At 66.8% G+C, this 21,620-nt stretch carries 18 protein-coding genes; 11 read left to right on the forward strand and 7 right to left on the reverse strand.

Going from position 1 to position 21,620, the window contains the following annotated elements; genetic code table 11:
* Positions 1-5: 5 nt before the first annotated feature.
* From QM569_RS00755 to surE, 4 genes are read right to left on the reverse strand one after another with little or no spacing between them, the layout of a single operon-like run.
* Positions 6-1,007 carry an RluA family pseudouridine synthase gene (locus QM569_RS00755; protein ID WP_414985303.1) on the reverse strand — a complete coding sequence of 334 codons (1,002 nt, stop codon included), beginning with the start codon at positions 1,005-1,007 and terminating at the stop codon, positions 6-8.
* Positions 1,007-1,906 carry a peptidoglycan DD-metalloendopeptidase family protein gene (locus tag QM569_RS00760; RefSeq protein ID WP_414985304.1) on the reverse strand — a complete coding sequence of 300 codons (900 nt, stop codon included), beginning with the start codon at positions 1,904-1,906 and terminating at the stop codon, positions 1,007-1,009. The genes QM569_RS00755 and QM569_RS00760 overlap by 1 nt, the downstream gene beginning before the upstream one ends.
* A 13-nt stretch (positions 1,907-1,919) precedes the next feature.
* The gene (locus QM569_RS00765; protein WP_414985305.1) at positions 1,920-2,684 is read right to left on the reverse strand and encodes a protein-L-isoaspartate(D-aspartate) O-methyltransferase; all 765 of its coding nucleotides are present in this window, start codon (positions 2,682-2,684) and stop codon (positions 1,920-1,922) included.
* A complete protein-coding gene (gene surE, locus QM569_RS00770; RefSeq protein WP_414985306.1) occupies positions 2,684-3,454 on the reverse strand; it encodes a 5'/3'-nucleotidase SurE in 771 nt (256 codons plus the stop codon). The genes QM569_RS00765 and surE overlap by 1 nt, the downstream gene beginning before the upstream one ends.
* 135 nt (positions 3,455-3,589) lie before the next feature.
* Here surE and QM569_RS00775 point away from each other — a divergent pair, with 135 nt between their 5' ends.
* From QM569_RS00775 to QM569_RS00785, 3 genes are all read left to right on the forward strand, one after another.
* Complete coding sequence (locus tag QM569_RS00775; protein ID WP_414985307.1) at positions 3,590-4,567, forward strand: NADPH:quinone oxidoreductase family protein; 978 nt, start codon at positions 3,590-3,592, stop codon at positions 4,565-4,567.
* A gap of 71 nt (positions 4,568-4,638) precedes the next feature.
* Positions 4,639-6,174 (forward strand): diguanylate cyclase, encoded by a 1,536-nt coding sequence (locus QM569_RS00780; protein ID WP_414985308.1) that lies wholly within the window; start codon positions 4,639-4,641, stop codon positions 6,172-6,174.
* A 7-nt stretch (positions 6,175-6,181) separates the two neighbouring features.
* The gene (locus QM569_RS00785; protein ID WP_414985309.1) at positions 6,182-7,711 is read left to right on the forward strand and encodes an alkaline phosphatase D family protein; all 1,530 of its coding nucleotides are present in this window, start codon (positions 6,182-6,184) and stop codon (positions 7,709-7,711) included.
* Positions 7,712-7,763: 52 nt separating this feature from the next.
* Here QM569_RS00785 and QM569_RS00790 read toward each other — a convergent pair whose 3' ends face one another.
* Positions 7,764-9,149: a PLP-dependent aminotransferase family protein gene (locus tag QM569_RS00790; protein WP_414985310.1), complete on the reverse strand. Its 1,386-nt coding sequence runs from the start codon at positions 9,147-9,149 to the stop codon at positions 7,764-7,766.
* Between the two features lie 172 nt (positions 9,150-9,321).
* Between QM569_RS00790 and QM569_RS00795 the strand changes: the two genes are divergently transcribed.
* From QM569_RS00795 to QM569_RS00805, 3 genes are all read left to right on the forward strand, one after another.
* Positions 9,322-10,404 (forward strand): hypothetical protein, encoded by a 1,083-nt coding sequence (locus QM569_RS00795; protein ID WP_414985311.1) that lies wholly within the window; start codon positions 9,322-9,324, stop codon positions 10,402-10,404.
* 30 nt (positions 10,405-10,434) lie between these two features.
* Positions 10,435-11,223, forward strand: coding sequence for a TSUP family transporter (locus tag QM569_RS00800; protein ID WP_414985312.1), 789 nt, complete (start codon positions 10,435-10,437; stop codon positions 11,221-11,223).
* A 139-nt stretch (positions 11,224-11,362) separates the two neighbouring features.
* Entirely contained in the window at positions 11,363-13,165 is a 1,803-nt protein-coding gene (locus QM569_RS00805; RefSeq protein ID WP_414985313.1) for a gamma-glutamyltransferase family protein, read from the forward strand.
* Positions 13,166-13,220: 55 nt separating this feature from the next.
* Here the strand turns inward: QM569_RS00805 and QM569_RS00810 are convergent, their stop codons facing one another.
* Positions 13,221-13,982, reverse strand: coding sequence for a sulfite exporter TauE/SafE family protein (locus QM569_RS00810; protein WP_414985314.1), 762 nt, complete (start codon positions 13,980-13,982; stop codon positions 13,221-13,223).
* A 128-nt stretch (positions 13,983-14,110) separates the two neighbouring features.
* On the opposite strand from QM569_RS00810, the gene dnaG reads away from it, so the two are divergent.
* The 3 genes from dnaG (at position 14,111) to QM569_RS00825 (ending at position 19,334) form a co-directional block, all read left to right on the forward strand.
* Complete coding sequence (dnaG, locus tag QM569_RS00815) at positions 14,111-16,048, forward strand: DNA primase (protein WP_414985315.1); 1,938 nt, start codon at positions 14,111-14,113, stop codon at positions 16,046-16,048.
* Between the two features lie 261 nt (positions 16,049-16,309).
* On the forward strand, positions 16,310-18,706 hold the full coding sequence (rpoD, locus tag QM569_RS00820) for an RNA polymerase sigma factor RpoD (RefSeq protein WP_414985316.1): 2,397 nt from the start codon (positions 16,310-16,312) through the stop codon (positions 18,704-18,706).
* A gap of 64 nt (positions 18,707-18,770) precedes the next feature.
* On the forward strand, positions 18,771-19,334 hold the full coding sequence (locus QM569_RS00825; RefSeq protein WP_414985317.1) for a DUF6891 domain-containing protein: 564 nt from the start codon (positions 18,771-18,773) through the stop codon (positions 19,332-19,334).
* Positions 19,335-19,405: 71 nt separating this feature from the next.
* On the opposite strand, the gene QM569_RS00830 is transcribed toward QM569_RS00825, so the two are convergent.
* Positions 19,406-20,626: a CaiB/BaiF CoA transferase family protein gene (locus tag QM569_RS00830; RefSeq protein WP_414985318.1), complete on the reverse strand. Its 1,221-nt coding sequence runs from the start codon at positions 20,624-20,626 to the stop codon at positions 19,406-19,408.
* Between the two features lie 215 nt (positions 20,627-20,841).
* Here QM569_RS00830 and QM569_RS00835 point away from each other — a divergent pair, with 215 nt between their 5' ends.
* Entirely contained in the window at positions 20,842-21,147 is a 306-nt protein-coding gene (locus QM569_RS00835; protein ID WP_414985319.1) for a winged helix-turn-helix transcriptional regulator, read from the forward strand.
* Between the two features lie 100 nt (positions 21,148-21,247).
* A complete protein-coding gene (locus QM569_RS00840) occupies positions 21,248-21,607 on the forward strand; it encodes an FKBP-type peptidyl-prolyl cis-trans isomerase (protein WP_414985320.1) in 360 nt (119 codons plus the stop codon).
* Positions 21,608-21,620 lie beyond the last annotated feature (13 nt).

Raw genomic sequence — 21,620 nt, forward strand, 5'->3', positions numbered from 1 at the left:
GCCTGTCAGGCCGTTGGGGGGTGATTGTAGCCGAGGCCCCATGCGGCAAGCGCCTGGCGCATGTCCTCCGGCACCGGGGCGTGGAACTCCAGCGCCTCACCCGTCAGCGGGTGCGCAAAGGCCAGCCGGTAGGCGTGCAGGGCCTGGCGCTGCATGGGCCCCAGCGGCGCGCCGCCGTACAGGGCGTCGCCCACCAGCGGGTGCTTCAGCGACGCCATGTGTACGCGAATCTGGTGCGTGCGCCCCGTGTGCAGCGTGCAATGTACCCAGCAACCTTCGGCGGCGCCGTCAAGACAAGCAAAATCGGTGCGTGCGGGCTTGCCGGGGTGCTGGGCCAGGTCCACCACCGCCATGCGCAAGCGGTTGCGCGGGTCACGGCCTATGGGGGCCTCCACCATGCATGTCTTCGGCCCCGTCCAGGCCCCATGCGCCAGGGCCAGGTACTGGCGCTTGACCTGGCGCTCGGCGATCAGCGCGACCAGCGCATCCATGGCAGCGCGGCTGCGGGCGACCACCATCAGGCCGCTGGTGTCCTTGTCCAGGCGATGCACGATGCCTGCGCGCGGCACCGCCAGCGCCTTGTCGTCACGGGCCAGCAGGCCGTTGAGCAACGTGCCACTCCAGTTACCGGGCGCGGGATGCACCACCAGGCCAGCGGGCTTGTTCACCACCAGCAGGTGTGCGTCCTCGTACACCACGTCGATGGGCATGGACTCGGGGCGGAACGCCTGGCTCTGCAGGGTGGGCCGCATCTCCAGCGCCACCCGGTCGCCCGCCTTGACGCGAGCCGCAGGCTTGTGTACGGGCTTGCCGTTGAGGTTGACCAACCCCTGGGCCAGCAGCTGCTGCAGGTAGCTGCGCGAGAACTCGGGCACCAGGTCGGCGAGCGCCCGGTCCAGGCGTTCACCGTGCTGTGCGGCGCCCATAGCCATGGAGCGCAGCTCACCGGACTCCTCGGCCAGCGGATCGTCTTCGCCCGCAGCCTCCAGCGGCGGTGGTACCGCCATCAGCGCGCAGGCAGGTAGCGCGACGGATCGACGGGCTTGCCTTGCCGGCGGATCTCGAAGTGCAGCTTGACGCGGTCGGCGTCGGTGCCGCCCACCTCGGCGATCTTCTGGCCCTTGCGCACGGACTGGTCTTCCTTCACCAGCAGGGTCTGGTTGTGGGCGTAGGCCGTCAGGAAGGTGTTGTTGTGCTTGAGGATGACCAGGTTGCCGTAACCGCGCAGGCCCGCCCCGGCATACACCACGCGACCGTCGGCCGCCGCCAGCACCGGGTCGCCCGCCTTGCCCGCGATGTCGATGCCCTTGTTGCGCGCCTCGTCGAACCCTGCGATGACCGCGCCCGAAGCGGGCCAGATGAAGGCCATGCCGTCCTCGCCCGCCGCCGCCGGGGGCTGGGCTGGCGTGGTGGGCGCCACGGCCACCACGGTGCTTGAGGCGGTCGGCGCCGCAGCCTTCGCCGGAGGCGGCGCGCTGGCGGGCGCCACGGAGGACGAGGTGACGGGGCGCGTCACCACGCCGGTATCGGCAGCAACGGTTGGCGCGGCTGGCACCGGGGCCGCAGGCGGCACGACGCGCAGCACCTGGCCGACCTCGATCAGATTGGGGTTCTCCAGGCTGTTCCAGCGGGCGATGTCCTTCCAGCCCTGCCCTGCATCGAGCCCGATGCGGATCAGGGTGTCGCCAGGCTGGACGGTGTAGTAGCCCGGCTTGCCCGCGTTTTCCGCACCTGGCAGCACCTTGGGCGGCACCACCACGCCCGACTGCGGCGCGGGAGCGGAGCCAAGGGACGTGCCCCGGTCTTCCACAGGAGCCTTGTTCAGCCGGGTGCCGCAGCCGGTGAGCGCAAGCCCCGCCACTGCCACGGCAAACCCCACCACAAGACGACCACGCGATGCGTACATAAGCAATTTTCCTTCAGGCAATCCCCGATTTTAGAGGGACAAAATGCACGGGTTCGAGCACGTTTTGTTTCAACCCGTGCGGGGTTTTGTCGATCACGAGCAACACCTGCTGCCCTCCCACCAGCGCCATGGGCGCCACCAGCCGTCCACCCACGGCCAATTGGTCGCACCACGCCTGTGGCACGGCTTCGCCCCCGGCGGCGGCAATGATGGCGGCGTAGGGCGCGCCCCTGGCGTAGCCCAGCATGCCGTCGCCGAAGATCAGGTGTACGTTCGCCAGGCGAAACGGGCGCAGATGGTGGCGCGCCTTGTCGTGCAGGCCGCGCAGACGCTCCACCGTATAGACCTCGCGCGCCAGGCGGCTCAGCACAGCGGCCTGATAGCCGCAGCCGGTGCCGATCTCCAGCACCCGCCCCAGCCCGCCCGCGCGTGCGCCCTCGGCGCCCAGCAGCAGTTCGCACATGCGCGCCACCACGCTGGGCTTGGAGATGGTCTGGCCCAGGCCGATGGGCAGGCTGGTGTCCTCATACGCCTGGTTGACCAGGGCGCTGTCCACGAAGCGGTGGCGCTCCACGGCGCCCATGGCCTGCAGCACGGCAGGCGAAGTGATGCCGCCCGCCCTGAGCTTGTGAGCCATGCGCGCGCGCATCGCCGCCGAGTCCAGCCCCACCCCCGCAGGGGCCACCGGCACGGCCTGGCGCACGGCTGGCACCGTGGGCGCGACGCGCGCGGGCGAGCCCGGCAGGCGGGCCGGGAAGCCAGGGCGGCGCTGCTGCATCACCCCCCCGCCGCCAGCCGGGACACCGTCTGCGCCCAATCACCCATGCTGTCGTGGTCCGTCAGGTCCACCTTCAGCGGCGTAATGGACACATGGCCCTGGGCCGTGGCGTGGAAGTCCGTCCCCTCGGCATCGTCCTTGGCCGGGCCTGCGCCGCCTATCCAGTACATGGACTCGCCCCGGGGGCTTTGCTGCACGATGACGCGCTCGGCCGCGTGGCGGCGCCCCAGGCGACACACCTTGGCCGGGCGCAGGGCCGCCAGCGGCATGTTGGGGATGTTCACGTTCAGCAGCCAGGGCGCTGCGCCTGCCAATTGCTGGCCGAGTATCTGCGCCACGATCTCGCGCGCCTTGGCGGCTGCGGCCTCGAGTTCGCTCCAGCCCTTGTCCACCTGCGAGAACGCGATGGCCGGGATGCCAAACAGGTAGCCCTCCATGGCTGCGCCCACAGTGCCGGAATAGATGGTGTCGTCGCCCATGTTGGCGCCGTTGTTGATACCCGAGACCACCAGGTCTGGCCGGTAGCCCAGCAGCCCCGTGAGCGCGATGTGAACGCAGTCCGCCGGGGTGCCGTTCACGTAGCGAAAGCCGTTGTGCGCCGTGTGTACGTACAGCGGCGAATGCAGCGTCAGCGCATTGGACTTGGCACTGTTGTTGTGCTCAGGGGCAACCACCTCCACCTCCACGCCGTCGAGCGTCCTGAGCGCACCATGCAGCGCCGCGATGCCTGGAGCCTGGTAGCCGTCGTCGTTGCAGATGAGGATTTTCATGGTTGCTGTCGCTGCGGATTTCTCGGATGCAACGGATTGTAGGCGGGCACCCCGCCCCGTCGCCCGAGGGACAAGGCGCGGCAACGGGGCGCACCTATCATGCGCACCCACCCCATTCACCCGGAGACTCACCCCATGCACGCTTGGCTCTGCACCAACCCCACCGGCGTCGAGGCGCTGGCCTGGACCGAACTGCCCACCCCGACCCCCCAGGCAGGCGAGGTGCTCATAGAGATCAAGGCCGCCAGCCTGAACTTCCCCGACCTGCTGATCGTGCAGAACAAGTACCAGATGAAGCCGCCGCTGCCCTTCGTGCCCGGCTCGGAGTACGCAGGCGTGGTGGCGGCCGTGGGCGAAGGCGTCAAGCACCTGAAGGTCGGCCAAAACGTGGCCTGCCTCTCGGGCACCGGCGGCTTCGGCACCCACACCATCGCCCCGGCGGCGCTGTGCATGCCGCTGCCCGACGGCTTCGGCCACGTGGACGCGGCGGCCTTCATCATGATCTACGCCACCTCGCACCACGCGCTGATCGACCGGGGCCAGCTCAAGGCGGGCGAGACGGTGCTGGTGCTGGGCGCGGCGGGCGGCGTGGGCACGGCGGCCATCCAGATCGCCAAGGCCGTGGGCGCGCGCGTGATCGCCGCAGCCTCCACCGACGAGAAATGCGCGCTGTGCCGCAAGATCGGCGCAGACGAAACCATCAACTACGGCACCCAGGATCTGCGCGAGGCCATCAAGGCCGCCACCGGCGGCAAAGGCCCCGACGTGATCTACGACCCCGTGGGCGGCGACTTCGCCGAGCCCGCGTTCCGCTCCATCGCCTGGCGCGGGCGCTACCTGGTGGTGGGTTTCGCGTCCAGTCCCACCGTGCCTTCGCTGCCCATGAACCTGCCGCTGCTCAAGGGCGCCTCGCTGGTGGGCGTGTTCTGGGGCGCTTTCTCCAAGAACGAGCCCCAGGCCAACGCCGCCATGATGGCCGAGCTGGCCCAGTGGTACGCCCAGGGCAAGATCAAACCCGTGATCGACCGCACCATGCCCATGGCCGAACTGCCCGCTGCCTACGCCCACATGGGCTCGCGCGGGGTGATGGGGAAGCTGGTGATGGTGAACTGAAGCAGTCGGCCAGAACGCGCCGCCGCTGTGTCACACTTGCGCATTCAGCTCTCTGACACGGGTGTCCGCACATGGCCGACCGCCTTCCTTCCGACATAGCGCGCGAGACGCTCAAGCTGCTCGCCGCCCGGCGCCTGCCCCCCACGCCGGACAACTACCTGGCGCTGTATGACGAAATCGCCGGCACGCGCAGTGCCCAGCCCTTCCCCGAAGGCCCGCTGCACCAGATCCTGCGGGTGCTGCCCGGCCAGACTCCCGCGCAGAAACGGCTGCTGGGCCAGTTCGAGCGGGCCGTCAACAACAAGGACTGGTCTGCGCTGCAAAGCGTGCTGGTGGGCTATGCCAACCTGGGCCTGAGCCCCGCCGCATCGTCGGCCCCGGCGGACGCCGCCGCAGACGCCGGGGCGGCCAATGTTCTGCCGCAGGAGTTCGCGCAGATGCTGGCGCGCCTCATCGACAACACGCTGCCCGCACTGGGCGAAGACGACGCCCGCGTGACCGAGATGGCGAGCCAGCTCGTCACCTTCCTGAAAGAGCCCGCCCCGCTCATCTCCAGCGCCCAGCTCATGCTGGGCAACTTCACCTACCGGCTGTCTTTCGCCGCCGAGGAGCAGGCCGCCGTGCGCGCCAGCCTGCTGGACCTGCTGCACATGGTGTTCGAGAACATCGCCGTGCTCAGCGCCGAAGACCGCTGGCTGCGCGGCCAGGCCGAGGCGCTGATGGCCGCGTCCACCCCGCCGCTGACCCTGCGGCGGCTCGACGACGTGCAGCGCAGGCTCCGGGACGTGATCTTCAAGCAGACCGAGGCCAAGGCGCGCACCGTCGAGGCCCAGGAACAGATGAAGGACATGCTGGCGGCCTTCATCGACCGGCTGGCGAAGATCACCGCGTCCAGCACCACCTACCAGGGCACCATGGCGCGCTGCGCCGATTTGATCGGCAAGGCCACCACGCTCGACGAGATCGCCCCCGTGCTGCAAGAGGTGATGGCCGCCACCCGCGCCATGGCACTGGACAGCCGCGTGGCCCACGACGAGCTGCAGGACCTGCGCGAGCGCACCGAGGCCAAGCACGCCGAGGTGACCCGCCTGCAAGAAGAACTCGACCGCGCCAGCGCCCAGGCGCGGCACGACCCGCTGACCGGCTCGCTCAACCGCAAGGGCCTGGACGAAGCCATGGAGCGCGAGGTGGCCCGCGCGCGGCGCATGGGCACGCCGCTGTGCGTGTCGCTGCTGGACGTGGACAACTTCAAGACCATCAACGACCGCCTGGGCCACGCGGGTGGCGACGCGGCGCTGGTGCATCTGGCGCAGGTCACGCGCGAGGTCATGCGCCCGCAGGATTTGCTCGCCCGCTACGGCGGCGAGGAGTTCGTGCTGGTGCTGCCCGACACCACGGCCGAGAGCGGCGTGGCCGCCATGACGCGGCTGCAGCGCGAGCTGACCACGCGCTTCTTCCTGCAGGGCAGCGAGAAGGTGCTCATCACCTTCAGTGCGGGCGTGGCCCAGTTGCACGACGGCGAGGCCAGCACCGACGCGCTGCGGCGCGCCGACCAGGCCATGTACCTGGCCAAGCGCTCCGGCAAGAACCGCGTCATGGCGGCATGACCTTTTGATGCATCCTGAGCAGCGTCGCGCCTTCCTGCGGCAAGCCGCCAGCGCAGCCACCGCCGCCGCCCTGCCCCGCTGGGCCTGGGCCAGTCCACCTGCGCTGCAACAGTACCCCTTCGCCCTCGGCATCGCCAGCGGCGACCCCACGCCCGATGGCGTGGTACTGTGGACACGCCTTCTGACCGACCACCCCGGCCCCCACACGGTGCGCTGGGAGCTTGCGCACGACAGCCGCTTCGCCCGCATCGTGCAAAAGGGCGAGGCCACCGCCCTGCCCGACCTGGGCCACGGCGTCCACGTGGAGCTGCGCGGCCTGGAGCCAGGCCGCTGGTACCACTACCGCTTCATGCTCGGCGACGCCGTCAGCGCCATGGGCCGCACGCGCACCGCCCCGGCGGCGGACGACCTGCCCGAGCGGCTGCGCATCGCCTGGGCCTCGTGCCAGCGCTGGGAACACGGCCACTACGCCGCATGGCGGCACGTGGCGGCAGACCAGCCCGACCTGGTGCTCTTTCTGGGCGACTACATCTACGAATACGCCACGCCCAAGGCCACCGAGGGCCTGGCCCGCACCCACGCGCTGCGCCTGGCCACCACGCTGGCCGACTACCGCGACCGCTACGCGCTGCACAAAAGCGACCCCGCCCTGCAAGCCGCCCACGCCGCCTGCCCCTGGGCCGTGACCTGGGACGACCACGAGGTGCAGAACGACTACGCCGCCGACGCGGGCCGGGGCGACGCCGCCGCCTTCCTGCCCCTGCGCAACGCGGCCTGGCAGGCGTTCTACGAGAACATGCCCCTGCGCGCCGCCACGCTGGCCGACCGGAGCGCGCCGCAAATCTACCGCCGCCTGCGCTGGGGCCAGTTGGCGCACATCCACCTGCTGGACAGCCGCCAGTACCGCAGCTGGCAGGCGTGCCGCGCGCCGGGCTCCGCCAGCGCCTCGGGCGTGCGCGCCGCCGACTGCGCCGAGCTGGCCGACCCCGCCCGCAGCTTCCTGGGCCATGCGCAAGAGCAGTGGCTGGACGCCGGGCTGGCCCATGACGCAGCCGCATCCACACGCTGGAGCGTGCTGGCCCAGCAAACGTTGTTTGCGCCGCGCCGCTACCCATCCGGCATGGTCGCCACCGACAGCTGGGACGGCTACCCCGCAGCCCGCGCGCGCCTGCTGCAGTCCCTGGCCCGGCACACGCCGCGCAACACCGTGCTGCTGGGCGGCGACATCCACCAGAACTACGTGTGCGAGCTGCGCGCCCAGCCAGAATCCCCCGTGCTCGCCAGCGAGTTCTGCGGCACCTCGATCAGCTCGCGCTCGGGCACCACGCAGGACAAGGTGGACGCCATCGCGCGCCACAACCCGCACGTGCTGCTGGCCCGCTGCGACGAGCGCGGCTACGGCCTGGCGGACATCACGCCCGCGCGCTGGACCACACAGTTGCGCGTGCTGGACGACCCGCTGCGCGCCGACAGCGGCGCCCGCACGCTCGCCCGCTTCGTGGTCGAGGACGGGCGCGCCGGGCCGGTGCGCACGTGAGATCGCTCCTCTTTCAATAGCTGCTTGCGCTTACCCCATAAGCGCTGGAGCCCTAAAACACTGATAATTCTCCCAAGCGTTCAATCGCCTCGCGAACCTGCGCATTCCAGCCAAAGCCCGCGTTGAGCCGAAAGCAATGGTCAAAGCGGCCGTCGGTGGCAAACAGATGCCCCGGCGCAATGCCGATGCCCTCTTGGCGCGCCCGCTCGAACAGCGTGCGGGCGCTGGGGCTGCCGTCCGGCAGCGCCACCCACAGCACGTAGCCGCCATCCGGGCTGGACACCTGGGTGCCAGGCGCAAACGCCCGCAGCACCGCCGCACGCATGCTCCCCACCTGCTTGTGCAGCGTCTGCCGCAGCCTGCGCAAATGCAGGTCATAGCCGCCAGAGCGCAAGAACTCCACAATCGCCGCCTGCGCGTACAGGCCGGTGCCCATGGTTGAGCTGTACTTCTCTGCGGCGATCTGTGAAGACCACCGGCCAGCCGCCACCCAGCCGACCCGGATGCCCGGTGCCAGCGTCTTGGAAAAACTGCTGCACAAGATCACCTCTTCGCTGAACGCGCGCAAGGGCAGTGGGCGCTCGCCGCTGAAGTGCGTGTCGCCGTAGATGTCGTCCTCGATCACCACGGCGCCATGCCGCTGTGCCAGCGCGACCAACGCACGCTTGTGCTCCACCGGCAGCGTGACCCCCGTGGGGTTGTTGGCGTTGGCAATACTCAAAACCGCCGTCACCTTGCCGCTCCGCAGCACGGCTTCAAGGGCATCCAGATCCATGCCCTCCTCGCCCGTGGAAATCTCCACCGGATGCAGCCCCAGGCTGCGCAGCATCCGCAGGATCACGAAATACGTGGGCGATTCCACCGCCACGCCGTCACCCGGGCGCGCCACTGTGCGCAGGGCCAACGACAAGGATTCCACGCAGCCATGGGTCACCACCACTTCGTCCGGATGGAGCGTGCAGCCATAGTCGAATGCGCGCCGCACGATCTGCTCCTTGAGCGCCGGGTAGCCCGTACCGCGCAGGGGCGCACCCAGCAAACCGGGGTCACGATAGACCAGTTGGCGCATCAGCACGCTCAACTTCCCCGTTGGATACAGCCCGGGTTCACCGTTGGCGAGATCGAGCCGCACACGGCACGGCGACCCCATGATGGACAAGTGCGTCCGAGTCTGCTCATCCACCGGCGCTAGCTCCATGGGCGCAGGCACCGCCAGCCCGCGCCGACGCGCCACATAGAACCCAGAGCGGGGGCGCGCATCCACCAGCCGCTCCTGCTCCAGCACGCGCAGCGCTTGCAGCGCGGTCAACTCGCTCACTCCATGCTCGCGGCCCAGGCGGCGCACGGACGGCACGCGGGCGCCCTCAGGTAAGACCCCGGCTTCGATGGCGGTGCGCAATTGCTGGGCGATCTGCTGATATCGAGAAAGCTTATTCATACTAGAAAAATCAACTGTTATACACCAGACAGGGCAACACTGTATATAGACATACTCTTTTTAAAGAAATAAAGTACTGCGCTTATTCAATTTATAACGCATTGAATAAATTTTGATCATTCCAAATCGCCAAAAATGGCTATTGGGATCGTTTTGACTATTTGGACAATTTATGGATCAAGTTATTGAGAAAGCGCGCACAAATGAATCAATCGCGGCAAATTGGCCTGAGGTACGCACGCTTAAGTTGGATTTACAACAGGCAAAGCTAATTTGTCGCTTTTCAAAAGAATTGGCAGATCTTGGGGGACCGCAAGCTCCTGGAACAAGAACAAAAGCAGCAGGATTCGCCACCGAAATCAAGCAGACCTTTGGAGCAACAGAAGCCGAAATTCTAAGGACATATGGAGAAGGACGATTATCGACCCTGATCATTGAAGGAATGCTTCCCATCTCGGAAAATTATCCACCTGATGCTCTTCCATCACTCAGGGAGATTGATGAGAGGAAGGACATCATCCAACTCGGTGCGCGAAATCAAATTCTCCTTAAATTAGTTGACAATTTAGCCTTCGCCTATGACATCGATAACGACGCAAAAATAATTCGAGTGGTCGCCAACATAAAAGGCGGTGGCAAATCCCCTTTGAGGTCAGAATCTCAAAATCCTGAGCTAAGTTCCCATTCTGGCCTTGCATTAGGTCCACATACTGAGGCTCCCTACTGGTGTGCCGGCCGGTCACATTCTGGACATTCTCCATCGCCCTCCTCGCTGATCCTCTCCGCATTGTGGAATCCTCAGCATGAGCCAACATCTGTCATTCCGCTTCCTAGTATTTTGAAGAGTCTTGGTATAGATCGATGCCTAGCGCTGGCGACACCATGGTTTCAGTTCACGCGGAGTGATTCATTTGTCGAGGGAATGGGAGAGGATGGCAGTCAGATATCCATACTTTCATTTGATGAAAATGGTGGTTTTTCGGCAAGATTCAACACCTATCGATTCTCCGTAATGCAAGAGGCTCCAATTTCAGTCAAAAAAGCATTTGACGCTTTCAAGGAAGAAATTGGCGCATGCACCCCGTTCCAGCACTCCTTATCCCAGCATTCGGCAATCATTATCAATAACACTCGCGCCCTTCATTGCCGTGATATTTTACAAGACAACAGAAGAGTTCTTGTTCGATTATTTGGCTACTCCAGATATGCGGAGCCCATTGCATACTCCCAAGATCCTTTATTGGTACACGGATGAATAATTAATAAACTTAGAAAGAATGGGTTCATGGATATTAGCTTATTAGGCATTCTTGGAGGGGTTGCGTTTGCCGCTGGTTTCTTCGATGCAATAGCCGGAGGAGGAGGTTTGATCACTTTACCGGCTCTAATGGTTGCCGGAGTTAACCCTGTCAACGCCATCGCCACCAACAAGGTGCAGGCTGCCGCTGCTACGGTGTCCGCAACTGCAGCATTCGCCCGCAAGGGCATGATCGACTGGAAAGCCGGGCGCGGCCTGGTGATGTTTTCGGCGATTGGGGGTATAGCGGGCGCCACGTTGGTCAGCTTGGTCAACAAGGCGTGGCTGCAGGCGCTTGTCCCCATTCTTTTGGTGCTGATAGCCGCCTATTTCGCCCTGACCCCTTCGATGTCTGAAGGCCAGAAGCGACGGCAGCGCCTTTCGCTGGGGGCATTCACCTTCGCCGTCGCGCCTGTGCTGGGGGCCTACGACGGATTCTTCGGGCCTGGCGTTGGCTCCTTCTTTTTGGTGGGCTTCGTGGCGCTGTGCGGTCTGCAGATCATGCAGGCGATGAGCATGACCAAGCTGGCCAACGCCGCGTGCAACCTGGGGTCGCTCTCGGTGTTCGCCATGAGCGGGCTGATCATCTGGCCCATTGCGCTGACCATGGCCGTGGCCGCCTTCGCGGGCGCACAACTTGGGGCACGGGCGGCCGTGCGCGTGGGGCCGAAGCTGGTCAAGCCCATGATCATCGTTGCGTGCCTGGCGATGGCCTGCAAATTGCTGGCTGATGAGGAGAATCCGCTGCGGAAAGGGTTTACTTTGCTTCTTAATTAATAGCATCTCGCACTTACCCCATAAGCGCTGGAGCCCTAAAACACCTTAAATTCCGTGCGCTGTAGCGCAATGTAACGAAGCGCCGCCCTGGGGACGGCGCACGTACGATGGCCGCTTCTTGCCACGAAGGAGAAGCCCCATGCCCACCCCCCGTCACCTGCTGGCCGCCACCGCCATCGCCTCCCTGCTCGCAGGCTGCGCCAGCACCCCATCCAAGTTTGCCTACACCGTGCCCGACCAGCCCGAGGGCTCGTCCGGCTACACCGAAAAGCCCGGCTGGGCCACCGAGAAGTTCGCTGTGGCCGCCGCCAACCCGCTGGCGACGGACGCGGGCTACCAGGTCCTGAAGGCGGGCGGCTCGGCCATCGACGCCGCCATCGCCGTGCAGATGGTGCTAACTCTGGTGGAGCCGCAGTCCAGCGGCATCGGCGGCGGCGCCTTCCTGATGCACTACGACGGCAAGGCGGTCGAAGCCTATGACGGGCGCGAGACGGCGCCCGCCGCCGCCGACGAAAAGCTGTTCCTGGGCGCCGACGGCAAGCCCCTGCCCTTCTACGACGGCGTGGTGGGCGGCCGCTCGGTGGGCGTGCCCGGCACCGTGCGCATGCTGGAGATGGCGCACCAGCAGCATGGCAAACTGCCCTGGGCCACGCTGTTCCAGCCCGCCATCACGCTGGCCGAGGGCGGCTTCAAGGTCAGCGCGCGGCTGAACACCTTGGCCCGGGCCGATGCGCACCTGAAGAAAGACCCGGTAGCCGCCGCCTACTTCTACAAGCCCGACGGCGACGCGCGCGACGTGGGCTTCAACCTGCGCAACCCCGAGCTGGCCGCCGTGCTGCGCCGCATCGCCGCCGATGGCAGCCGTGCCCTGCACGAAGGCGAAGTGGCCCAGGCCATCGTGGACAAGGTGACCAAGCACCCCACCAACCCCGGCAAGCTCAGCCTGGCCGACCTGGCCGGCTACCAGCCGAAGAAGCGCGAGGCCCTGTGCCATGACTACCAGGTGCAGGCCAAGGATTACCGCATCTGCGGCTTCCCGCCGCCCAGTTCGGGCGCCATTGCCATCGGGCAGATCCTGGGCATCCTCAAGAACACCGACGCCGCCGCCAAGCCGCTGCAGGACGGCTTGCCGTCCGCCGACTGGCTGCACCTGTACACCGAGGCCGCGCGCCTGGCCTTTGCCGACCGCGCGCAGTACGTGGCCGACCCCGACTTCGTGCAGCCCCCGGGCGGCAGTTGGACCACCCTGCTGGCCCCCGCCTACCTGGCCGAGCGCGCCAAGCTCATCGGCGCGCAGAGCATGAAGGTGGCCCAGCCCGGCAACCCCGGCGCGGTGAAGGCCAGCTACGCGCCCATGCCCGCGCAGCCCGAGTACGGCACCAGCCACATCAGCATCGTGGACGCCTACGGCAACGCCATCGCCATGACCACCACCATCGAAGACCAGTTCGGCGCGCGGCAGATGGTCAAAGGCTTCCTGCTGAACAACGAGCTGACGGACTTCAGCTTCGCCCCCGCCGATGCGCAGGGCGCACCCATCGCCAACCGCGTGCAGCCCGGCAAGCGCCCGCGCTCGTCCATGTCGCCCACCCTCGTGTTCGACAAGGCCACGGGCGAGCTGCTGATGAGCGGCGGCAGCCCCGGCGGCGCGGCCATCATCCACTACACGGCCAAGACGCTGTACGGCGTGCTCAACTGGGGGCTGATGCCGCAGCAGGCCATCAACCTGCCCAACTTCGGCACCATGAACGGCCCCACGCTGCTGGAAGAAAAGCGCTTTGCGCCCGCCACGGTGGAGGCCCTGCGCGCACGCGGCGCCGAGGTGCGCGAGATGAACATGACCAGCGGCCTGCAGGCCATCACGCTGGGCAATGCGCATGGCAAGAAGCTCTGGCTGGGCGGCGCCGACCCGCGCCGCGAGGGCGTCGTGATGGGGGATTGAACTTCAAGCCAAATTGGCTTCCAGCGCCCGTGCAGCAAGCGTAAGCAGCTATCAACTAGATAGCAAACCGCGCCAGCACTTTGGGCAGGCTGGTCGCCAACATCGCCACGCCCGACAGCGTGAGCAAGCCCAGCACCACCTGCTTGAACCGCGCCTCGCTGATGCCCAGGTAGAGCCGCGTGCCCAGGAACGAGGGCACCAGTATGGCGGGGATCACGATGGCGAGCATGGGCAGCGTGGCGCGGGTGACGAGGCCCGTGGCCGCATAGGTGGCCATGGTCACAACGAGCATCGACAGGTTGAAGTTCTGGATGACGGCGCGCTGCGCGTCCTTGTCGAAGCCGCGCAAGGTACACCACAGCGTGGGCAGCACTCCGGTGAAGCCGCCCAGCCCGCCCATGATGCCGCCCGACAGCCCCGCCACCGCGTCCCCCAGCCGCCCGCCGCGCGCGATGCGCGGCAGTTGCTGCGCCATCAGCATCGCCGGGCAGCACAGCACCAGCAGCGTGCCCAGCACCAGCTTGAAAGCCTGCATGTCCAGGCGCGGCAGCAGCGCCACGCCCAGCGGAATGCCCGCCAGCCCGCCCAGCACGAAGGGCAGCAGCCGCTTCCAGTCCCACCCCCGGCGCACCGACAGCGCCGCCAGAATCTGCCCGGTGAGCGCGCCGCACACGGCCAGCGCTGCCGCCAGGCGCGGCTCCAGCACCCAGGCCCAGCAGGCCATGGCCACCATGCCGAAGCCAAAGCCCGACAGGCCCTGCACAAAGCCCGCCAGCGCCGCGCCGAGCACCACCATCCAGACCACCGAATAGTCCATTGCGCATCACTCCTGTCCATTCACCCTTGAATGCCAAATTGGCCTCTAGCTATTGATACACAAGCACCTGCAGCTATCCTATCAGTAGCACATCAAGCCCCAACGCGTTCTTCGGGGACAATGCGCCCGTGTCCATCCCCCAGTCTTTCATCCAGGAGTTGCTGGCCCGCACCGACGTGGTCGAGGTGGTGGGGCGCTACGTGCAGCTCAAGAAGGGCGGGGCCAACTTCATGGGGCTGTGCCCCTTCCATGGGGAGAAGTCGCCCTCGTTCAGCGTCAGCCCGTCCAAACAGTTCTACCACTGCTTCGGCTGCGGCAAGAACGGCAACGCCATCGGCTTCTTGATGGAGCACGCGGGCATGGGCTTCGTCGAGGCCGTACACGACCTGGCCCAGCAAGTGGGCCTGCAAGTGCCGGACGACGACGTGTCGCCGCAAGAAAAAGAGCGCGCCGCCGCCGCCCGCCAGAAGCAGGCCACGCTGACCGACGTGCTGGAAAAGGCGGGCGACGCCTACCGCCGCCACCTGCGCGAGTCGCAGCGGGCCGTGGCCTACTTCAAGGGGCGCGGCGTCTCGGGCGCGGTCGCCAAGCGCTACGGCCTGGGCTACGCGCCCGAGGGCTGGCGCAGCCTGGCGAGCGTGTTCCCGCACTACGACGACCCGCTGCTGGAAGAAAGCGGCCTGGTCATCGTGAACCCGGACGACGGCGGCAAGCGCTACGACCGCTTCCGCGACCGGGTGATGTTCCCCATCCGCAACGTGAAAGGCGAGTGCATAGGCTTTGGCGGGCGCGTGCTGGGCGACGACAAACCCAAGTACCTGAACTCGCCTGAAACGCCCGTGTTTCACAAGGGCCGCGAGCTGTACGGCCTGTTCGAGGCCCGCACCGCCATCCGCGAGCACGGCTACGCGCTCGTCACCGAGGGCTACATGGACGTGGTGGCGCTGGCGCAGCTCGGCTTTCCCAACGCCGTGGCCACGCTGGGCACAGCCTGCACGCCCGAGCACGTCCACAAGCTCTTTCGCTTCACCGACGCGGTGGTGTTCAGCTTCGACGGCGACAGCGCAGGCCGCCGCGCCGCGCGCAAGGCGCTGGACGGCGCCCTGCCCCACGCCAGCGACACGCGCAGCATCAAGTTCTTGTTTTTACCCGCCGAGCACGACCCGGACAGCTTCATCCGTGCCCACGGCACCGACGCCTTCGCGCGCCAGGTGGAAGGCGCGGTGCCGCTGTCGCGCTTTCTCGTCGAGGCCGCCAGCGAGGGCTGCGACCTCGCCACCGCCGAAGGCCGCGCCCACATGGCGAGCAACGCCCGCCCGCTGTGGACGGCCCTGCCCGACGGCGTGCTCAAGCGCCAGCTGCTGGCCGAGCTGGCGGAGCTGACCCAGCTCAAGGCCCAGGACCTGTCGGACCTGTGGGGCGCGGCCAGCGCGCGCGAGGCGCCCCGCGCCGCGCCCGCCAGCCCCCCCGCTGCCGCCTACGCACAAGAAGCGCCCGCCTGGGACGCACCCGCCGATACCGGCACCTGGCAGCCGCAGGCCCGGCCCCCGCTGCGCCAGGGCGGCGACTGGAAAGGCCGCTGGAAGGGCCGCAACCAGGACGCCGCCCCCTGGCCGCCCCAGCCGCGCCTGCCGCGTACCCCCACGGCCAGCCGCGCCGACCATGCGGCGCGCCTGCTGCTGTCGCACATGGCCTTTTTGGAAGAGCTGACGCACGACGACCACGCCACCCTGTGCGCCCGGCCCGCGCCCCACGGCCCGCTGTTCGGCTGGCTGGAAGCGCAGTTCCACGAGCACGGCCCCCTGCCCTGGGCCGTGCTGCGCGAGAGCCTGCGCGACCACGAGTGCGAGGACCTGGCCCTCAAGGTCATGACCGGCTCGCACGCGCAGACCGAGGGCGACCTGCGCGAGCTGCGCCTGGAGCTGCGCGACCTGCTGGCCCGCATGCAGGTCGAGGACATCCAGGAGCAGCAGAAGCTGCTGGTGCTGCAGGTGGACCAGGACCCCACCGCCCTGGAGCGCTACCGCGCGCTGGAGCGCAGGCGCCAGGCGCTGTTGCAGGCTTGAAATCCGCGCTGGCGGTATAATCTAGGGTTAGCTACCGGCAAGAGCGACAGCAGCACCTCCGAGCCGGGCCGCCGTGACCATCGCGCGCACATTGGCCCACCCATCGCAAGGACTGCACACCAAATGATCGCCCAGACATCTTGCCCCTGAGGACTCCTCCTCCAGCGCGAAGGCCCTTGCAGGCATCGCGCCGTCACCCGCGCCGGGCTCTGTGGCGCTTGCGTTTTCCTTGTATCCATGTTTTCGATTCTGAGGTTGTTCATGCCCGCTCAAAAACCTGCTGCGAAGCCGCTCAAAGCTGCCGCCAAGGCCGCGCCCGCCAAGAAGCCCGCCGCCAAAGCGCCCGCGAAAACGTCCGTGAAGGCCCCCGCCAAGGCGCCCGCCAAAAAGGCGGCGCCCGCCGTGGCGGCCAAGAAAGAAGTGAAGAAAACCGTCCCCGTGAAAAAGACCGCAGACAAGGCGCAGCCCACCGCCGAAGAACTCAAGAAGAAACCCGCCCGCGCCAAGGCCGCAGTTGCAGCCGCCGCGCCCGCTGAAGAAGAAGCCACCAAGAAGCGCCCCGGCCGCCCTGCCAAGGCCGCCCCCGAGGCCAAGGGCCCCGCCGCCAAGCGCGGCCGCAAGCCCAAGGCCGCTGCCAGCGATGAGAGCGGCGACGACGCCGACCTGTCCGACATCGAATCCGACCTGGAAGGCGAGGTCGAGGAAGCCCCCGAAGCCGTGGCCACGGTCGAGAAGGCCAAGCCGCTGCGCATGAAGATCAGCAAGGCCAAGGAACGCGCCTTGATGAAGGAGTTCGGCCTGGACGAGACCGTCCTGTCCGAGGAAGACCTGGCCAAGCGCCGCTCGCGCCTGAAGACCCTGATCAAGCTGGGCAAGACGCGCGGCTACCTCACGCACGTCGAAATCTCCGACCACCTGCCCGACAAGCTGGTGGACGCCGAAACGCTCGAAGCCGTCATCACCACGCTGAACGACCTGGGCGTGGCCGTGTATGAGCAGACGCCCGACGCCGAGGCGCTCATCATTACCGACAACGCCCCCACGGGCGCGAGCGAAGAAGAAGCCGAGGAAGCCGCCGAAGCCGCCCTGTCCACCGTGGACAGCGAGTTCGGTCGCACCACCGACCCCGTGCGCATGTACATGCGCGAAATGGGCACGGTGGAGCTGCTCACGCGCGAGGGCGAAATCGAAATCGCCAAGCGCATCGAAGGCGGCCTGATGGCGATGATGGAAGCCATCAGCGCATCGCCCGCCACCATCGCCGAGATCCTCAACATGGGCGAGGAAATCCGCGAGGGCAAGGTCGTCATCTCCAGCATCGTGGACGGCTTCTCCAACCCCGACGAGGCCGACGACTACGTGGCCGAGGAAGACTTCGACGAGTTCGACGAGGCCGACGACGACGACGGCAAGGGCGGCAGCAAGGCGCTGACCAAAAAGCTCGAAGAACTCAAGAAGCAGGCGCTGGAGCGCTTCGACAAGCTGCGCGAGCTGTTCGAGAAGGTCCACAAGGTCTATGACAAGGAAGGCTACGGCACGCCCGCCTACATGAAGGCGCAGCACGCCCTGTCGGCCGAGCTGATGACCATCCGCTTCACCGCCAAGACCATCGAGAAGCTGTGCGACATGGTGCGCAGCCAGGTGGACGACGTGCGCAAGAAGGAGCGCGAGCTGCGCCGCATCATCGTGGACAAGTGCGGCATGCCGCAGGAAGTCTTCATCAAGGAGTTCCCGCCCAACCTGCTCAACCTGAAATGGGTCGAGAAGCAGGCCGCCGCTGGCAAGCCCTGGAGCACGGTGATGGCGCGCAACATCCCGCCCATCCAGGAACTGCAGCAAAAGCTGATGGACCTGCAGGCCCGCGTGGTCGTGCCGCTGCCCGAGCTGAAGGAAATCAACAAACGCATGAACGAGGGCGAAGCCACCTCGCGCGACGCCAAGAAGGAAATGATCGAGGCCAACCTGCGCCTCGTGATCTCCATCGCCAAGAAGTACACCAACCGGGGCCTGCAGTTCCTCGACTTGATCCAGGAGGGCAACATCGGCCTGATGAAGGCCGTGGACAAGTTCGAATACCGGCGCGGCTACAAGTTCTCGACCTACGCCACGTGGTGGATCCGCCAGGCGATCACGCGCTCCATCGCCGACCAGGCGCGCACCATCCGCATCCCGGTCCACATGATCGAAACCATCAACAAGATGAACCGCATCAGCCGCCAGCATTTGCAGGAGTTCGGCTTCGAGCCCGATGCGTCCATCCTGGCCGCCAAGATGGAGATTCCCGAGGACAAGATCCGCAAGATCATGAAGATCGCCAAGGAGCCGATCTCGATGGAAACCCCCATCGGCGACGACGACGACAGCCACCTGGGCGACTTCATCGAGGACGGCGCCAACACGGCGCCCATCGACGCCGCCATGCAGGCCGGCCTGCGCGACGTGGTCAAGGACATCCTGGACGGCCTGACCCCGCGCGAGGCCAAGGTGCTGCGCATGCGCTTCGGCATCGAGATGACCAGCGACCACACGCTGGAAGAAGTGGGCAAGCAGTTCGACGTGACGCGCGAGCGCATCCGCCAGATCGAGGCCAAGGCGCTGCGCAAGTTGAAGCACCCCAGCCGCTCGGACAAGCTGCGCAGCTTCATCGACTCGCTGTAATCAATGCGTTGACCGCCAGGCCCGTCCCTGCACGCGGGGGCGGGCTTTTTTCATGGAAAGAACCATGTCCCTGCCCCCTGAAGTCTTCGTCGAGATCGCCCACTTCGTGCGCGGCGGCTTCGAGGACCGCGACAGCATCGTCGAGATCTTGCTGCAAGACCTGTACGACCCTGGCGAGCTGGACGAGGCGCTGGTCACCCGGGCCATCGACGAGGCCCTCCGCAAGCACGAAGAGCACAAGCGCCACTGGCCCGCCGTCACCGACTGCGACCGGCTGGAGTCCGTCTTCAACGACCTGAACCGCCAGGGCATCATCGCCCTGCACAACGCGGGCTACACCCAGAGCGACGGCTACGACGACGTGTCGCAGGCCCTGGCCGAGCACCCGGCGCCGGACACCGTCGCGGGCTACTGCTTCTACCATGGCCAGGACCTGGAGCGCGTGCTCCAGGGCGGGGGCCTGCTGCTGTCCTTTGGCCCGCTGGACCCTCGGGCCAAGGCCACCGAAGGCCCCCGCATCGGCGCCAAGATCGCCGACGCACTCCGGCAGGCCGGGTTCGCCGTGGAGTGGGACGGCACGTTCTCCAAGCGGATCTTCCTGCCGGATTTCGACTGGAAGAAACGATAGATTTGCTATTAAAATAATAGCTTATAGTGCTTGCTACATAAGCGCTAGAGGCCAAAAATACTCAAAATCCGTCAGGCCACCACGCCCGCGTCCCGCAGCGCGGCCACGGCCTCGGGCGTGTAGCCCAGGCCCTGCAGCAGCTCGGTCGTGTGCGCGCCCATCCGGGGCGGGTCGGCGCGCACGGGCAGGCGCTGGCCGTCCATGCGCAGGGGCATCAGCGTGACCTGGGCCGTGCTGCCCGCGCGCTCGCCGTCGGGCAGGGTGACGTTGGCCAGGCCGCCGGTGGCCTGCAGGTGCGGGTCGTCGAACAGCTCCTCGGGCCGCCGTATGGGCGCGAACGGCAGGCCGTGGCGCTCGAAGATGGCCGCCAGTTCATCGGCCGTGTGCGCCGCCAGGCGCTCGCGCAGCACGGGCATCAGCGTGGGGCGGGCGCGCACGCGGTCGTTGTTGGTGGCGTGGCGCGGGTCGGCCTTCAGGTCGGCGTAGCCCAGGGCGTCGCAGAAGGTCTGCCATTGCGCGTCGCTCACGGCAGCCAGAAAGATTTGCCCGCCGTCCTTCACGCTGAACACGTCATACACGGCCCAGGACGAGATGCGGTCGGGCATGGGCGCGGCGGGCTGGCCGGTGACGGCGAACTGCATCATGTGCTGGCCGACCAGGAAGACGTTGTTCTCGAACAGGGCCGAGTCCACCTCCTGCCCGCGCCCGGTGATGCCGCGCTGCATCAGCGCCGCCATGGCGCCGATGGCGCCGAACATGCCGCCCATGATGTCGTTCACGCTGCTGCCCGCGCGCAGCGGGTCGCCGGGACGGCCCGTCATGTAGGCCAGGCCGCCCATCATCTGCACCACCTCGTCGAGCGCGGTGCGGTGCTCGTAGGGGCCGGGCAAAAAGCCCGTGTGGTTCACATAGACGAGGCGCGGGTTCTGCGCGCTCAGCGTGGCGTAGTCCAGGCCGTGTTTCGCCATCACGCCGGGCTTGAAGTTCTGCGCCACCACGTCGGCCGAGGCGGCGAGCCTGCGCGCCGCTTCCAGCCCCTCGGGGCGGCGCAGGTCGATGGCGATGCTCTTCTTGTTGCGGTTGAACATGGGGAAGAAGCCCGCGCCCGCACCCAGCAGGTGGCGCGTGCGGTCGCCGTCCACCGGCTCGACCTTGATGACCTCGGCCCCCAGGTCGGCCAGCACCATGCCGCAGGTGGGGCCCATGACCATGTGGGTGAATTCGACCACGCGCACGCCTTCCAGGGGCAGGCGGCGCGCGGCGGCAGCGGGGTGAGGCGGCGCAACAGTCATGGCGCAACGATACCCGCGCAATCCGTGGCCGCCTCGCAACAGTTTGATACGCTTGGGCAGATTTTTGAGGGTTGGCGCATGCGTGGTGTGCGGTTTGAGCTACTAAACTTGTAGCAAAATCGGTTACGCGCTATATTCACAGCGCATCGGCGGGACCGGCTGCGGGCCGCCCGGTACGAACTTTTGATCCAACACTTGCGCGAGGAGAAGCGTCCATGAGCTCCAAAGAAAATGCCGCCATCAACCAGCTCTTTGAAAAACTGGAATGCCGTTATGCGCTGCGCGTGCTGTGGGCCCTGAAGGACGGCCACCCCCAAACCTTCCGCCTGCTGCAAGACAGCGTGGGCGGCATCACCCCCAACACGCTCAACACCCGCATCAAGGAGCTGCGCGAAGCGGGCTTCGTGGACCACGGCAGCGACGGCTACACGGTCACGCCCTCGGGCGCCGACCTGCTCAAGCGCCTGTCCGACGTGCAGGCCTTCGCCACCCGCTGGGTGGCCGCACGGGCCAAGAAGTAAGCCTGCGGGCCCCATCAAAAAATAGCAGTCAAAATGGCTGCTGGCGCTTGCTGGACAAGCGCCAGCAGCTATGTTTTTAGTAGCATCAAGGATTGACCACATGGCACTGACCACCACCGCATCCGGCCTGCAGTACGAAGACACCGCCGTGGGCGAAGGCGCCGAGGCGACCCGGGGCCAGAACGTGTCGGTCCACTACACCGGCTGGCTCTACAACGACGGCGAGCAAGGCGCCAAGTTCGACTCCAGCCGCGACCGCAACGACCCCTTCACGTTCTCGCTGGGCGCGGGCATGGTCATCAAGGGCTGGGACGAAGGCGTGCAGGGCATGAAGATCGGCGGCAAGCGCACGCTGATCATCCCTGCGGCCCTGGGCTATGGCGCGCGCGGCGCGGGCGGCGTGATCCCGCCGAACGCCACGCTCAAATTCGACGTGGAACTGCTGAAGGTGGGCCGCTGAGCGGGGCCTGCTC

The organism is Acidovorax sp., from assembly GCF_047607405.1.
GTDB lineage: Bacteria > Pseudomonadota > Gammaproteobacteria > Burkholderiales > Burkholderiaceae_C > Acidovorax.

What these genes read in the sequence shown, in the direction of transcription:
- rpoD (WP_414985316.1), top strand. Translation starts at nt 16,310, where the DNA reads ATGCCCGCTCAAAAACCTGCTGCGAAGCCGCTCAAAGCTGCCGCCAAG.
- surE (WP_414985306.1), bottom strand. Translation starts at nt 3,454, where the DNA reads ATGAAAATCCTCATCTGCAACGACGACGGCTACCAGGCTCCAGGCATC.
- QM569_RS00785 (WP_414985309.1), top strand. Translation starts at nt 6,182, where the DNA reads ATGCATCCTGAGCAGCGTCGCGCCTTCCTGCGGCAAGCCGCCAGCGCA.
- QM569_RS00795 (WP_414985311.1), top strand. Translation starts at nt 9,322, where the DNA reads ATGGATCAAGTTATTGAGAAAGCGCGCACAAATGAATCAATCGCGGCA.
- QM569_RS00800 (WP_414985312.1), top strand. Translation starts at nt 10,435, where the DNA reads ATGGATATTAGCTTATTAGGCATTCTTGGAGGGGTTGCGTTTGCCGCT.
- QM569_RS00805 (WP_414985313.1), top strand. Translation starts at nt 11,363, where the DNA reads ATGCCCACCCCCCGTCACCTGCTGGCCGCCACCGCCATCGCCTCCCTG.
- QM569_RS00775 (WP_414985307.1), top strand. Translation starts at nt 3,590, where the DNA reads ATGCACGCTTGGCTCTGCACCAACCCCACCGGCGTCGAGGCGCTGGCC.
- QM569_RS00830 (WP_414985318.1), bottom strand. Translation starts at nt 20,626, where the DNA reads ATGACTGTTGCGCCGCCTCACCCCGCTGCCGCCGCGCGCCGCCTGCCC.
- QM569_RS00825 (WP_414985317.1), top strand. Translation starts at nt 18,771, where the DNA reads ATGTCCCTGCCCCCTGAAGTCTTCGTCGAGATCGCCCACTTCGTGCGC.
- QM569_RS00760 (WP_414985304.1), bottom strand. Translation starts at nt 1,906, where the DNA reads ATGTACGCATCGCGTGGTCGTCTTGTGGTGGGGTTTGCCGTGGCAGTG.
- QM569_RS00835 (WP_414985319.1), top strand. Translation starts at nt 20,842, where the DNA reads ATGAGCTCCAAAGAAAATGCCGCCATCAACCAGCTCTTTGAAAAACTG.
- QM569_RS00765 (WP_414985305.1), bottom strand. Translation starts at nt 2,684, where the DNA reads ATGCAGCAGCGCCGCCCTGGCTTCCCGGCCCGCCTGCCGGGCTCGCCC.
- QM569_RS00755 (WP_414985303.1), bottom strand. Translation starts at nt 1,007, where the DNA reads ATGGCGGTACCACCGCCGCTGGAGGCTGCGGGCGAAGACGATCCGCTG.
- QM569_RS00790 (WP_414985310.1), bottom strand. Translation starts at nt 9,149, where the DNA reads ATGAATAAGCTTTCTCGATATCAGCAGATCGCCCAGCAATTGCGCACC.
- QM569_RS00810 (WP_414985314.1), bottom strand. Translation starts at nt 13,982, where the DNA reads ATGGACTATTCGGTGGTCTGGATGGTGGTGCTCGGCGCGGCGCTGGCG.
- QM569_RS00840 (WP_414985320.1), top strand. Translation starts at nt 21,248, where the DNA reads ATGGCACTGACCACCACCGCATCCGGCCTGCAGTACGAAGACACCGCC.
- QM569_RS00780 (WP_414985308.1), top strand. Translation starts at nt 4,639, where the DNA reads ATGGCCGACCGCCTTCCTTCCGACATAGCGCGCGAGACGCTCAAGCTG.